General features: G+C 64.4%; 12 protein-coding genes. 6 read left to right on the forward strand and 6 right to left on the reverse strand.

Translation table 11 applies throughout. From position 1 onward, the window contains the following. The first annotated feature begins 25 nt into the window (after positions 1-25). From CTJ15_RS01160 to CTJ15_RS01180, 5 genes are all read left to right on the forward strand, one after another. A complete protein-coding gene (locus tag CTJ15_RS01160; protein ID WP_126281727.1) occupies positions 26-595 on the forward strand; it encodes a hypothetical protein in 570 nt (189 codons plus the stop codon). Positions 596-617: 22 nt separating this feature from the next. After that, complete coding sequence (locus CTJ15_RS01165; protein ID WP_019460530.1) at positions 618-2,240, forward strand: FAD-binding oxidoreductase; 1,623 nt, start codon at positions 618-620, stop codon at positions 2,238-2,240. Beyond that, entirely contained in the window at positions 2,237-2,605 is a 369-nt protein-coding gene (locus CTJ15_RS01170; RefSeq protein WP_099780878.1) for a cytochrome c, read from the forward strand. The genes CTJ15_RS01165 and CTJ15_RS01170 overlap by 4 nt, the downstream gene beginning before the upstream one ends. 38 nt (positions 2,606-2,643) lie before the next feature. Then, the gene (locus CTJ15_RS01175) at positions 2,644-3,417 is read left to right on the forward strand and encodes an SDR family NAD(P)-dependent oxidoreductase (protein WP_075821657.1); all 774 of its coding nucleotides are present in this window, start codon (positions 2,644-2,646) and stop codon (positions 3,415-3,417) included. Between the two features lie 215 nt (positions 3,418-3,632). Further along, positions 3,633-4,079 carry a pseudoazurin gene (locus tag CTJ15_RS01180; protein ID WP_083755402.1) on the forward strand — a complete coding sequence of 149 codons (447 nt, stop codon included), beginning with the start codon at positions 3,633-3,635 and terminating at the stop codon, positions 4,077-4,079. Positions 4,080-4,128: 49 nt separating this feature from the next. On the opposite strand, the gene CTJ15_RS01185 is transcribed toward CTJ15_RS01180, so the two are convergent. The 6 genes from CTJ15_RS01185 to CTJ15_RS01210 form a co-directional block, all read right to left on the reverse strand. Further along, the gene (locus CTJ15_RS01185; protein WP_099780839.1) at positions 4,129-4,947 is read right to left on the reverse strand and encodes an IS5 family transposase; all 819 of its coding nucleotides are present in this window, start codon (positions 4,945-4,947) and stop codon (positions 4,129-4,131) included. Between the two features lie 199 nt (positions 4,948-5,146). Continuing rightward, the gene (locus CTJ15_RS01190; RefSeq protein ID WP_075821656.1) at positions 5,147-6,301 is read right to left on the reverse strand and encodes an acyl-CoA dehydrogenase family protein; all 1,155 of its coding nucleotides are present in this window, start codon (positions 6,299-6,301) and stop codon (positions 5,147-5,149) included. Positions 6,302-6,313: 12 nt separating this feature from the next. Then, the gene (locus tag CTJ15_RS01195) at positions 6,314-7,510 is read right to left on the reverse strand and encodes an acyl-CoA dehydrogenase family protein (RefSeq protein ID WP_075821655.1); all 1,197 of its coding nucleotides are present in this window, start codon (positions 7,508-7,510) and stop codon (positions 6,314-6,316) included. A 1-nt stretch (position 7,511) separates the two neighbouring features. Beyond that, positions 7,512-8,702, reverse strand: a complete 1,191-nt coding sequence (locus CTJ15_RS01200; RefSeq protein WP_075821654.1) for an acetyl-CoA C-acyltransferase — start codon at positions 8,700-8,702, stop codon at positions 7,512-7,514. Then, the gene (locus tag CTJ15_RS01205) at positions 8,699-10,387 is read right to left on the reverse strand and encodes an AMP-binding protein (RefSeq protein WP_075821653.1); all 1,689 of its coding nucleotides are present in this window, start codon (positions 10,385-10,387) and stop codon (positions 8,699-8,701) included. Before CTJ15_RS01205 ends, CTJ15_RS01200 begins: the two co-directional genes overlap by 4 nt. Positions 10,388-10,473: 86 nt before the next feature. Next, positions 10,474-12,549 (reverse strand): 3-hydroxyacyl-CoA dehydrogenase NAD-binding domain-containing protein, encoded by a 2,076-nt coding sequence (locus CTJ15_RS01210; protein ID WP_193009540.1) that lies wholly within the window; start codon positions 12,547-12,549, stop codon positions 10,474-10,476. 436 nt (positions 12,550-12,985) lie between these two features. On the opposite strand from CTJ15_RS01210, the gene CTJ15_RS01215 reads away from it, so the two are divergent. Further along, positions 12,986-14,161 carry an ABC transporter substrate-binding protein gene (locus CTJ15_RS01215; protein ID WP_026033089.1) on the forward strand — a complete coding sequence of 392 codons (1,176 nt, stop codon included), beginning with the start codon at positions 12,986-12,988 and terminating at the stop codon, positions 14,159-14,161. Positions 14,162-14,183: the final 22 nt, after the last annotated feature.

Raw genomic sequence — 14,183 nt, forward strand, 5'->3', positions numbered from 1 at the left:
AGCCGCCCGGGAGGAGCTTCCAATGATGACCCGTCGAACGTTCTGCCATACCGCCGCAGCAGGCGTCGCGGCCACGGTGTCGCTTGGCGCCGGCAGTTCCGGCGCCCTCGGATCCATGGGCCCGGTCCAGGCACCCGGCGCGGTGATCGGCGATACGCGCCTCGTGGCCAGCCGCGACTTCGCGCGCCGCGCCGCCGCGTCCGGGGCGGCTGAGTATGCATATCGGGACGACCCGGCACGGCTTTGGCTCGAAACGCTTTCCGGCCTGTCGCGGGCGCGCCCGATGGCCATCGCCGGGCTGACCACTCCTGGCGCTCTGTTCTTTCTGGAACGCTGGGCCTGGGATCTGCGGATGCGCGTGATGACGCGGATGGAGCATGTCGCTCTGGCGGGTGGCGGATGGCGCCACTTCGCTGCGGGCACTCCTGTTCTCCTGCCCGAAGGCGGCAACTTCGGCATGGAAGGCGCGGACTACCTGCTTTCCGGCGCGGCGGGATGGGCCGACCGGACGCACGCCGCCCCGCCCGGGATCGTCGGTGACAGCGAGTTCCTGGTCAGCTGGGTCATCGCGCCTCGCACCGTCGCCGTCTCCTGACCGCATCAGCAACGAGGACGCAATGCTGCCCCCGAACATCTCAGCCGACGCGTGGAACCAGGCGCTCGCCTCTTTCCGCCACGCCGTTGGCGACGAATGGGTCTTCACCTCCGATGAGGATACCTCGCTTTACCGTGACGCCTACTCGCCGGTTTGGGACGAGGCCAACGAGCGCCTGATCTCCGCCGCTGTCGCGCCGAAGTCGGCCGAGGAAGTGCAGGCGATTGTACGCACTGCTCATGAGCACGGCATCCCCGTGTTCCCGATCTCGACCGGCAAGAACGTCGGCTATGGCGGCTCAGCGCCCAATCTCTCAGGTAGCGTCGTGATCGACATGAAGCGGATGAACAAGGTCATCCAGGTCGATGACAAGCGCCATTTCGCCATCGTCGAGCCCGGCGTGTCCTACTTCGACCTCTACCGCTACATCCAGGACAACAAGCTCAACGTTTGGATCGACGTGCCGGACCCCGGCTGGGGCAGCGTGCTGGGAAATGCGCTCGACCATGGTGTCGGCCATACCTGGTATAACTACCGTGACCATTTCGGATCGCACTGCGGGCTCGAGGTCGTCCTGCCCGATGGCGAGCTGATGCGCACAGGCATGGGCGCGATGCCCGGCGCACCCACCTTCGCGGATTTCCGCTATGGCTTCGGCCCCTATGTAGACGGATTATTCGCGCAGGCGGGCTTTGGCGTCGTAACCAAGATGGGCATTCACCTGATGCCGCCGCCGGAGGCCTTCCTGCATCGGCGCGTCTTCGTTCGCCGTCGCGAGGATCTGGTCCCGTTGATCGAGATTTCCAACCGGCTTGAGGATGCCGGGCTGATCGGCATGCCGCTCTACGAATCGCCGATGTTCTACGCTCAGTTCGCCGATACCGAGTTGCGTTCCATAGGCAAGTCCGCCGATGTCTGGAACGGCAATGCCATCAACCGCTATTCGGCCGACAAGGGCGTGGCGCCCTGGCAGCTGGGCCTGAGTTTCTACGGCCCGATGCCGGTGATCGAGGCAAGCTGGCAGTATGCCCGCTCCCTCTACGAGAAGGCGATTCCCGGAGTTCGCTTCGAGGATGTCGAGACACTGAGCTTCCCGCTGAACCAGGATCAGGCTGAAGCGGTCAAGCACAAGGTGCTGATCGGCATGCCAAACATGAACGTCTTTTCGCTCGGTGCGCGATCACAGACCAACCCGAACCCCGCGGACGGGCATCTGCTGTTCTCGCCGATGGTGCCCCGGACCGGCGACGAGGTGTTCAAGGCGCAGCGGATCTTCACTGAGGGGATGAGGGAGATGGGCGTTGACTTCCCCATGGCCTATGGTCCCTTCACCGCTCCCTTCACCTGGATCCCGCGCGTCTTCGCGCTGACCACCGGACTGCCGGTGTCGCGATCGGACAAGGCCATGAACAAGCTCTCGCGCGACACGATGAGCCGGCTGATCGCTTTCGGCGCCGAGCACGGCTATGGCGAGTATCGCACGCCGCCCCTGTTCCAGGATCAGGTGATGGGCACCTATAGCTTCAACGACAACATCCTGCGGCGCTTCTGCGAGAGTCTGAAGGACGCGATCGACCCCAAGGGCATCATTGCCCCGGGGCGCGGCGGATTCTGGCCGAAGGCGATGAGAAAGGCTGAGAAATGAAGCATCTCGTTCCCGCGCTTCTCATGCTTTGCACAGCTGGCGCCGCGGCAGCTGCCGATCCAGACCATGACGCGCTGATCGCTCGAGGAGAGCAGGTGTTCGCCTACAACTGCACCTCGTGCCACGGGCCAGGGATCGGCAACCCGGGTAACGAGTTCAAGCCTGGCACCGATGCATTGCGGGTGAAGTACAATGGCGATGTGCCGGCGCTGCTGACCGAGCGTACCGACCTGACGCCCGACGCGGTCGCATACTTCGTTCGGAACGGCATCTCGATCATGCCGTTCTTCCGAAAGACGGAGATCAGCGACGCCGATCTGGCCGCGCTCGGCGCCTATCTCAACCGGAACAGCGCCGGCCGGTGATATGCGCCACGGCGGCGATGACAGCAAAGAGGATTGCTATGGATATCGCGAAAGGGCAGCGCCGTCTTGACGGCAGGATCGCCGTCGTGACCGGAGCCGGCAACGGCATTGGGCAAGGCATCGCGCGGATGTTCGCGGCGCAGGGAGCGACGGTCATCGGGCTCGATGTCGACGACCACGCTTTGGCCGAGACCGCAGCCGCGGCACCGGGTGGACGGTTTCTGCCACGGCACACCGATACACTCGACGAGGCGGAAACCTCGCGCGTGGTGAACGAGATCGGTGACGAGTACGGCAGGATCGACATCCTCGTTCCCGCTGCAGCGATCTCGATCTTCCAGTGGATCGAGGAGATGAGCTATGAGCAGTGGCAGCGCACGTTGCGGGGCGAGCTGGACATCGTCTTTCTCATCACCCGTGCCGCCTGGCCCTGGCTGCGGAAAAGCGGCACGGCTTCGGTCATCAATTTCGCTTCGGCCAACGCGCATATAGCGCTGAATGGCTCACCGGCTCTGGCGCATTGTGCTGGCAAGGGCGGAGTTCTTGCCATGACCCGACAACTCGCGATGGAGGGTGCGCCACATGGCATCCGCGCGAACACGATCTCACCGGGGCTGATCGTGACGGCGCAGACCCGCCGGCACATGGCGATGGATCCGGGCTTCGAAGGAGAGGCAACGCGGCGCATGATGATCAAGCGCCTCGGCGAAGCCGAGGACGTCGCCTGGTGCGCGGTTTGGCTCGGCTCCGAGGAGTCAAGCTATGTCACCGGCGCCGATTTCGCTATCGATGGGGGCTCTACCGCCTGGTGACGTGCGCTGACCAGGCCCTGGCGCTTGCCCATCCGCCGAAGTCGCCGCTTCGGTGGAGCGTGGTGGCAGCGGCCATCGTTCTGGTCTTGCTGCGAGGAATCCTCACTCGTGCCCTTGACCTCTCGGTCACCCTTTCCGTTCCTTCGCTTGCCGAGGCCGCCTGATGCCCGGCAGACGGATCATCTGCTCTCTCCCTTACCCTGAAGGAAAGCCTCATGCGCTTCGTGCTGCCGCTTCTGTTCTTTGTCGGCCTGTTTGCCACTGGTGCACACGCCGAGGTGCATGAAGTGAAGATGCTCAACCGTAATTCCACGGGCAACATGGTCTACGAGCCCGACTTCGTACGGCTGAAGCCCGGTGACAGCATCAGGTTCCGCGCCGCCAATGTTTCCCACGACGCCGCCTCGATACCGGAGATGCTTCCCGCAGGCGCAGAGGCCTTCAAAGGAAAGATCAACGAGGAGATCGAGGTAACCTTCACAGCCCCGGGCACCTATGGGATCAAGTGTATCCCGCATTATGGCATGGGCATGGTCATGCTCGTGCAGGTGGGCGACGAGCCTGTTGATGCGATCGCGGTGCCGGAGCGGCTTCCACCATTGGCCAAGCGCCGCTTCCAGGAGATTCTGCAGCGGGCGAAGAACCCGGAGGCTGGTGGATAATATCCGGCTGCGAGACTGTCACGAGGAGCGAGGCCTCTGAGACCCCGTTTCATAACGGCTGAGCCAGACGCCGGACGAGGATCATGGCGGCGGCGAGGGTGAAGAAGGCGACGGCGGAACCGACGGTGGCCTCGTGATCGCGAGCGAGGCGTCGGCAGCGGCCGAACCAAGCGAAGGACCTCTCCACCACCCAGCGCCTGGGTTGCACGGCGAAGCCTTTCTGGCCGGGTGCGCTGCCGATGATGGTAACGGCGACGGGGGAGGCTCGGGCGACCCGCGGACCGGCGTAGGCGCGGTCGGCGAAGCAGCGGGCCAGGAACGGCCAAGGGCGGCGCGACATGGCCAGGAGGGCCGCACCCCCTCGGCTGTCATGCAGGCAGGCGGGCGAGATGGCGGCGAGCAGGAGCCTACCGTCCGTGTCCACCAGGGCGTGGCGCTTGCGGCCCGTCACCTTCTTCCCGGCATCGTAGCCGCGGACACCTTTCACGCCGACACCGCCCGAGCGGACGGATTGGGCGTCCAACACCGCCGCTGTCGGTGAGGCCTCTCGGCCGACCCGCTCGCGGTCGGCCATGATGAGGGCGTGCGCCAGTCGCTCGAAGGTGCCCCGGCGCGAGAGGCGCAGGAACCAACGGTGCACGGTCCCGGGCGGCGGGAAGTCGCGGGGCAGATGCGCCCAGGCGCAGCCGGTACGGAGCACGTAGAGGATCGCATCGACCACCCGCCGCATCGGCCAGGACCGGGGTCGTCCGGTCTTTGCAGGGCTTGGCAAGAAGGGCTCGACCAGGGCCCACTCGGCATCGGTTAGGCACGTTGCATAAGGCTGGGAGCCGCGCGCAAGCTGCGCGCGGGCGGCAGGGGTCCACATGGGCCACCTCGAAGGACGTCAGACACCCTCCGAACGCGCAGAACTCCCGCCGCTCACCCCGCCTCAGCCGTTATGAAACGGGTTCTGAGGTGCCCGGCCACAAACTGGCCGGGTGTCTTGCCGCCGTGAACGGGCAACAACGGTCTTCCCCATCCACGGCGGCGTCATCCGGCGGGTCCGGCGCTTCGTCCAAATCCGGTCAGGCTTCCTTGTTCAGACCGCCTTCCGCCGTAACCCGACGCAGGTGGTAGGAGGTATCGCCGAACATCAGCTCGATCATGGAAAGTCGGCGAAAGTAATGTGCACCGATATACTCCATGGTCATGCCAATGCCCCCATGCAGCTGGACCGCCGTCTGCCCGACAAACCGTGCGGAGCGGTTGATCTGGACTTTGGCGGCAGAAAGGGCTGTGCGGCGCTCATCGGGGTCCTCCGCTTCCGCCATCATGCTGGCATAGAGCGCCATGGAACGGGCCTGCTCCACGGCAACCAGCATGTCCACTGCCTTGTGCTGCAAGGCCTGGAAGGAGCTGATGGGAACGCCAAACTGCTTGCGTGTCTTCAGGTACTCCACGGTGATCGCGGTCAGGGCATCCATGAGCTCGACCGCTTCGGCGCACAGCGCCGCGGTGGCACCATCCACAACCCTCTCGATGATGGGCAAAGCATTGCCGGCGGTTCCGAGAACGGCATCCGCAGGCACATGGAGATTGTTGAGAGTAATGTCGCTCGCGCGCCCGCCATCCTGGGTGGGATAGCTCCTGATGGAGATGCCGTCGGCATCGGAAGGGACGATGAACAGCGTGATCCCTTCCGGATTGCGTTGGCTCCCAGCCGTGCGTGCGCTCAGGACAAGGAACTTGGCCGCATCCGCATTGAGGACCACGCTCTTGTTGCCATTCAGACGGTAGGCGCCATCCACGAGCTTCGCCGAGGTGGCAACGTCGCTGAGATCGTAGCGCGCCTGGATCTCGGAATGCGCGAAAGCCAGGCGCACCGAGCCGTCGGCTATGCCAGGAAGGAGAACCGCACGCTGCGCCTCGTTGCCTGCGAGGCGCACCGCTCCGCCGCCAAGAATGACACTGGCCAGATACGGTTCCGGCGCCAGCGCCCGGCCAAGTGCTCCTGCCACCATCAGCGTCTCGACGGCACCGCCGCCAAAGCCGCCATCCGCCTCGGAGAAGGGAAGGCCAAGAATCCCGAGTTCCGCGAGTTCGGCCCATTTGGCCTGGGAGAACCCCAGGGGCTCGGAGCGGACAGCCTGCAGCTTCTCCAGCGTGCCATAGTTGTTTGCGGACCAGCGCGAGACGGTTTCCTTGAGCATGTTCTGCTCTTCGGTCAGATCGAAATCCATGTTCCGCTCTCCTCAGAGTCCCAGGATCGCCTTGGCGATCACGTTGTGCTGGATCTCGTTGGATCCGCCGTAGATGGACACCTTGCGGTGGTTGAAATAGACCGGCGCCGCCGTATCCGCCCAGGCAAAGAGCGATTCCAGGTCGTTGTGGCCCGTGTCAGGCCGCTCGGCCGGCAATGCCTGGGGACCGGCAAGCTCCAGGAGAAGCTCAGTCGTGGCCTGCTGCAGCTCCGATCCCTTGATCTTGAGGATCGAGGAAGCCGGATCAGGCTTCGTTGGATCCCGTGTAGCCTGCGCCGCCACCACCCGCATCTGCGTGATCTCAAGCGCCTTGAGCTCGATCTCCGTGGTCACCAGGCGCGAGCGGAAATCCAGGTCGTCCCACATGCTGCCTCCGCCGGCCGGCGTGGCCTTGGCAAGACGCTTGATACGGGCGATCCGCTCCTTCGACATGCCAATGCGCGCAATACCCGTCCGTTCATTGGCAAGGAGGAACTTGGCATAGTCCCATCCCTTGTTCTCCTCCCCCACTAGGTTTTCCACGGGGACTTTCACGTTGTCGAGGAAGACCTCATTCACCTCGTGCCTTCCGTCGATGGTGATGATGGGGCGAACGGTGATGCCTGGCGTACCCATGTCGATGAGGAGGAAGGAGATCCCCGCCTGCTTCTTCACTGTCGTGTCGGTCCGGGCAAGGCAGAACATCCAGTTCGCGTACTGACCCAGCGTGGTCCAGGTCTTCTGCCCGTTGACGATGTAGTGGTCTCCCTCGCGAATTGCCCGCGTCTTCAGCGAAGCGAGATCTGAACCCGCGCCTGGCTCGGAGAATCCCTGGCACCACCAGTCGTCCAGGCTCCTGATCCGCGGAAGGAAGCGATCCTTCTGCTGCTGGTTGCCGAAAGTGGCAATGACGGGCCCCACCATGAAGCAGTTGAACTGCAGCGGCAGCGGCACGGCCGCCTGCATCAGCTCCTCCATGAAGATATAGCGCTGAACAGGGGTCCAGTCCTGGCCGCCATACTCCAGTGGCCAATGCGGCGCTGCCCATCCCTTGTCGTTCAGGATGCGCTGGGAGGTCACGTAGTCCTCCCGCTCCAGCTTGCGGCCTTCCGAGACCTTTGTCCGGATTTCCTCGGGGATCGCCGTTCGGAAGAAGTGACGCACCTCCTTACGAAAGGTGTTTTCCTCGGGAGTGAAGCGCAGTTCCATCTCAGTTCGATCCAGGATTGATTTCGATGAGGCCTGCGGCACCCATGCCGCCTGCGATGCACATGGTGACGACGGCGAAGCGCACACCTCTGCGGCGCCCCTCCAGCACGGCATGTCCAACCAGGCGCGCGCCGCTCATCCCGAAAGGATGGCCCACGGATATGGCCCCGCCATTCACATTCACGATCTCGGGGTCGATGCCGAGCGTCTCGCAACAATAGATGGACTGGGATGCGAAGGCCTCGTTCAGCTCCCAGAGGCCGATATCGGAAACCTGGAGACCCTGGCGCGCCAGCAGGCGTGGCACGGCATGAACCGGCCCGATCCCCATCTCGTCGGGTTCGCATCCGGCGGTCGCATAGCCGCGAAAGATCCCAAGGACCTGGGCGCTACGGCGCGCGGCCTCGGCCGAGGACATGAGAACGGTGGCCGAGGCACCGTCGGAGAGTTGGCTGGCGTTGCCCGCCGTCACGAACTGATCCTCGCCGCGCACCGGCTTCAGCTTGGACAAGGCGTGAAGAGTGGTATCGGGACGGTTTCCCTCGTCCCTGACCAGGGTCACGTTCTCCAGCCGGGTCTCGCCCGTCTCCTTGTCGCTGACTGCTTTCGTCACGGCAAACGGGACAACTTCCGCATCGAAGAGGCCGCTGGCCTGGGCACGTGCGGTGCGTTGCTGGCTCCTGAGCGCGAAAAGGTCCTGTGCCTCGCGGGAGATGCCATACCGCTTGGCGACAGTGTCGCCGGTCTCGATCATGGAAACGTAGATATCGGGCTTGTTGGCCATCAGCCAGTCATTGCGGAAGAGCTCGCGATTGACGGGCTGTACCAGCGAGATCGATTCGACGCCTCCAGCAACCGCAACCGGAACACCGTCGAGGGCGATGCGCCGGGCCGCATGAGCGATCGCCTCAAGACCGGAGGCACAGAAGCGGCTCACGGTGACACCCGAGGACGTCACCGGAATGCCGGCCACGAGAGCCGCATGGCGGGCGACATTTCCGCCGGTGGCGCCTTCCGGATACCCGCAGCCAAGGACGACCTCCTCCACATCCGCAGGATCAATATTCCCCCGGACAAGCGCATGGCGGATGGCATGGGCGGCCATGTCCGCGCCTTTGGTGATGTTGAGCGCGCCGCGCTGCGCCTTGCCGATGGGGGTGCGCGCGGTGGAAACAATGACGGCTTCGATCATGGCGTCTTTCCCATTGTTCCTCGGTGATCCCGGCTTTCGGCGGCGTCGGGTGGCCTACCTGCCTCCGCGGCCAGCTCGGCTATCAGTATCTTCGGCAACAGCTTGCCGACGGGACTGCGCGGCAGCGCCTCGCGGAACTCGATGGCACGTGGCATCTCATGGCGGCCGAGACGATCGGCCAGGAACTCCGTCAGCTCGTCCAGCGTGAAGGGGCCGCACCCTGCCTTGAGCTTCAGATAGGCTTTCGCCGATTGCCCGCGATAGCTGTCCGGCACGCCGATCACGATGACTTCCTCGACGGCCGGATGCTCGTAGATCGCGTTCTCGATCACCGCCGGATACACGTTGAAGCCGGAGGAAATGATCATGTTCTTCCGACGATCCACGATCTCGAACAGGCCTTCGCCGTCCATGCGTCCCATATCGCCGGTCAGGAACCAGCCGTCCCGGAAGGCTGCCGCCGTTGCTGCCGCATCGTTGAGGTAGCCCCTGAAAACATTCGGTCCACGGATGGCGATTTCACCCACCTCTCCGGGATGCACTTCCCGGGCAGGATCATCGGTGGATACGATGCGCATCGCCAAGCCGGGCAGAGGCACCCCGATCAAGCCTGGCCGCCGGGCCGTGCGGTAAGGCACGCGGGATCCCGCCGGTCCGGTCTCGGTCATCCCCCAGCCGTTGTTCAGCTGAGTGCCGATAAGAGCCTCGATCTTCGCCTGGACGTCGAAGGGTAGGGGGGCGCCGCCGGAGACGCAGGATTTGAGAGAGGAGAAATCCACCTTTTCGATGCCGGGATGGTTCAGCAGCGCCACCCACATGGTAGGGACACCCGAGAACTGGCTGGCCTTCAGCTCAGTGATGTCCCGGATCAGCGTCCTGGTATCGAAGCGCTGGCGAAGAAGGATCTGGTTGCCGTCGCGCAGGTGGCGCAGAAGCACGGTCGTCAGTGCATAGATATGGAACAGCGGCAGGACAGCGATCACCTTCTCCGCCCCGGGCACGAGCGGCCTGCCTCCGTCGCGCCAGAGGCGATACATGCTCACGGCCGATGTCAGGTTGCCGTGGCTCAGCATGGCTGCCTTGGGCAGTCCGGTGGTCCCGCCCGTGAACTGAAGTACGGCTATATCGTCAATGGAAGGCTGCGGTGCGGTAAGGGGAATGTCGCTGAGAAGGCTGGACAGCTCCTGCACGCCAGGGCGTTGCGGGATCGGCAGCGCCGCGACCTCTCCCGCCCCGTACAGGCTGTCATCCCCGACGATGACCTCGTCAATGATGTGCGCATCCAGCATGTCCAGCGCGCTGGGAAGGAAGCCCGGAAGGTTGGTCGTGACAAGGCGGCGGCTGTGCGTGGCTTCCAGCTTGTGGATGATCTCCCTGCGGGCATCCAGGGCGCTGAGATGCACGACCCGTGCCCCGAGCCTTGTCAGCGCAAGGAAGGACAGCGGGTGATACGGGGTGTTCGGCAGCAGAAGTGCCACATTGTCCCCATGCCCGATCCCTGATGCGGCGAGCCCGCTGGCCAGTCGCTCGACGTCCTTTTCCAGCACCTCGTAACTCAGCGTCCGGCCGCGGAACTCCAGCGCCGGCGCCGAACCCTGTTGCCGCACCGCCTCCGCCAGAAGTTCGGGCAGGGTCGTGGTTTCCAGGGGCGCGTTCCAGTTGCAGATGTCCGGGAAGCTCGCCATCCACGGATAGCGCGCAGCTTGGTCCGGTTCCTCCGATGCCACGGGCGGGGGTGTCGCGATCTCGCTCCGTGCCTGCTCCGGCGCCATCACGCCGCCTCCCGCCCGGAGAAGAGGCCGGAACCCTGGGAAACGCGGCGCAGGAAGGGTGAGGGCTCAAGGCTCTCGTCGCCGCTCTCCGCGGCCAGCCGCTCCAACTCCGCGACGATCCGGGCAACCCCGATCCCCTCGGCCCAGTGCATCGGGCCGCCGGTAACGGCGGGCCAGTTGTAGCCGTTCACCCAGATCAGATCGATGTCGCTGGCGCGCGCGGCAATCCCCTCGTCGAGGATCTTCGCGCCCTCATTGACCATTGGATAGAAGAGGCGCGCCAGGATCTCCTCCTCGCTGAACTTCCGACGGGCGACTCCCTGGCTTTCGGGGAGCGAGGCAATCAGGGCTTCGACCTCGGGGTCCGGGCTGCCGCTGCGGGCGCCGTCGGGATAGAGATAGAAGCCCCGGCCGGTCTTCTGTCCGAAGCGCCCCAGTTCGGCGAGTGCATCCGCCACGGGGGCTCTGGCACCGATGGCCTTGCGTGCCCGCCAGCCGATGTCGATCCCTGCCAGATCCATCATGGCAAACGGGCCCATGCGGAAGCCGAAGCGCGTGACGGACTCGTCCACCTCATGGGGCAACGCGCCGGAAAGGAGCAGCCTCTCCGCCGCCCGGGTGCGCTTCGACAGCATGCGGTTGCCGACAAAGCCGTGGCACACGCCGACCATCACCGGCAGCTTGCCCAGGCGGCGACCGAGCTCCATGGCCGTCACCAGGACATCCTGCGAGGTCTCCGTGGCACGGACCACTTCGAGCAGGCGCATCACATTGGCCGGGCTGAAGAAATGCAGTCCGACGACGTCACGTGCCCGACCCGATGACGCAGCGATCGCGTTCACATCCAGATAGGAGGTGTTGGTGGCCAGAATCGTGCCGGGCCGGGTCAATGCGCCGAGCTCACCGAAGATCCCGGCTTTCACGCCCATGTCCTCGAAGGCGGCCTCCACCACGATGTCGGATGTGCCGGCCTTGTCCAATCCTTCGGCCGGTGTGATGAGCGCGAGGCGCTGCTCCATGGCTTCGCCGGAAAGCGACCCCCGCCTCACCGATGCCTCGTAGTTGGCGCGGATGCGCGACATGCCGGACTCGAGGAGTTCCGGACGAACATCGATCAGGGTCACGGGAATACCGGCCTGGGCGAAGCACATGGCGATGCCGCCGCCCATCGTGCCCGCGCCGATGACCACTGCCTTGCTGATGGGACGCGCCTTCACCTCACGGCCGATCCCGGGCAGGCGCGCGGCTTCCCGCTCTGCGAAGAAGAGGTAGCGTTGGGCCCTGGCGCTCGGATGGACCACCAGTTCGCGGAAATGGGCGCGCTCCGCAGCCAGGCCGTCGGCAAAGGACCGGCCGTAGCAGCCGCGGACTGCATCGACCAGGGCCGGCACATTCGGCGCCTGACCAGATCGCTTCAAAGCCGCTGCCGCAGCGGCCTCGAAGGCCACCCGGTCGGCCTCGGTCAACCGGTCGGAGCAGTCCTGTACCCTGGGCCAGTTCCCGGCCTCGGCCAACCGAAGCGCGACAGCGGAAGCGGTGCCGAGAAGGTCCCCGTTCGCTACCTCGTCGATCATGCCAAGCGCCTGCGCGCGTTCCGCCGTCACCGGTTCCCCGGACAGCATGAGTGCGAAGGCCGGCGCGGCGCCGATCAGGCGCGGCAGGCGCTGGGTGCCACCGGCGCCTGGAATGATACCAAGCTTGATTTCCGGCAGGCCGAGCCTGGCGGCGGGGTTGGCCACGCGGGCGTGGCAGGCCAATGCCAGTTCCAGGCCACCGCCGAGCGCGGCACCTCCCATGGCGGCGACGACAGGCTTGGAAGCCCCCTCGATGGCAGCCACAACATCGGGCAGCGATGGCGGGACGGGAGGCTTCCCGAACTCGGAGATGTCGGCACCAGCCACGAACAGCTTGCCGGCGGCCGTGAGCACGATGGCCTCCACGCCGGGATCAGCGCAGGCGGCGGCGATCGCTTTGGCTATGGCGTCGCGCACGGCGGCACTCAGGGCATTCACCGGGGGATGATTGATGGTGACAATGGCCACCCCGCCTGTGACCACAGTGTCGACAGGTAGCATCGGGTTCCCTCCCATTTCATTCTGCATTGCGGAATTCAGTACCGATTTATTGTCTCAGTGTCTTTGTTAGGCGCGAAGTGTCAAGGGAGTAGGCGGGGGAACTGACCTTTAGCCGATAGCCCTTCCCAACGTTGTTCTGGTATGCAGAATTTCAGTTCGCGAAAGTTGACATTCGCCGAAGGACAATGGCATCAGTCGGTTGTCCGGAGAGGCATTGCTGCCGAGAAGACCAAGAAGCGGGCGATCAGCACGCTGGGCGGAGGAAGCTGGAAGATGGGGTCGGTATCCTGCCCCACCATGACATTCCCTTGTGTCCGATGTTGGCCTCGGCCCGATACAGGGCGGAATGCCTCCTGTGATCCAGGCTCCAACGGGGCGTGGAACAGGTACTTGGTCGGGCGTGATCCCGGTGCCGGAAGTGTTCAGGGAGGAAATAATGGTCCGCAGGACGATCGTATCAGCAGCTCTCGCTCTCACCGTGTCTGCGGGCCTCTTGGGGGCGCGTGCGCAAGAGGCCCAGACCTTCGTGGTCGGCTCCCACATGCCTCTGACCGGCGCCCTTGCCCGATCCGGGCAGGCCTTCAACGAAGGCATGCAGGTGGCGGCCACGATGTGCAACGCCGCATCGCCGCGCCACAAGATCAGGATCGACGTCATCGACGATGAGAGCACGCCCGCGAAGGCGGTCTCTGCCGTCGAGAAGCTGTCCTCGGACGGTGCGGTGGCGATCATCGGCGGCTACGGATCGAACATCATCGGACCGGCTTCCGATGCCGCAAGCAAGCTCGGCAAAGTCTATATCACCGCCGGCGCGGTCAGCGATGAACTCACGCAGCGCGGACTGAAGAACTTCTTTCGAATTAACAATAATGCCGGCTACCAACGCGGCATCGCCACCCTTCTTTCCGACCTGAAGCCAGAGAAGATCTCTATCGTGGCTTCTACGCGGGAAGCCCCGGCGCTTCTTGCGGATGGCCTGGAAAAGGACCTCACCGCACAAGGGATCAAGGTGACGGTCCACAAGTTCGACCCGGCCATCAGCGACTTCAAGCCGGTCATCAACAAGATCAAGATCCAGGACAAGCCGGACATCATCATGATGTCCGCCTACGAGAATGACTACGTCGGGATCATCCGGGCAGCCAAGGTGCTGAAGCCCAACGTGAAGCTGATCGTCGGCGCATGGTCCCTGGCGACGCCGAAAATGTACACCGATTTTCCGGATCTCATGAACAACGTGGTCGGCACCTCCTTCCTGCCATTTCCGGTGGAGATGAAGAGCGAGGAAGGAACGACCTTCGCCGATCTTTACAAGAGCAAGTACGGCAAGGAGATCGAGTATCTCTCGACGCTGAGCTTCGTGGAGACGCGGATCCTCTGCGAGGCGATATTCCGCAGCGCCGAAGCCGGTACATTGGCCAAGGGTGGACTTGCCGACGAGATGCGCAAGACCGATCGCGACACCATGCTGGGCCGCATCCAGTTCGATCAGTCCGGCGACAATCCGAACTTCACCCTGTCCATGGGACAGCACCGCGACGGCAAGATCGTCCTGGTGTCGCCCCGCACCACGGCGAACGGGGAAATTGCCTATCCCGGCCTGCCCTGGTGATGGCTTCTGCATCTTCCCGCAA

This window comes from Roseomonas sp. FDAARGOS_362, from assembly GCF_002754815.1.
GTDB lineage: Bacteria > Pseudomonadota > Alphaproteobacteria > Acetobacterales > Acetobacteraceae > Roseomonas > Roseomonas mucosa.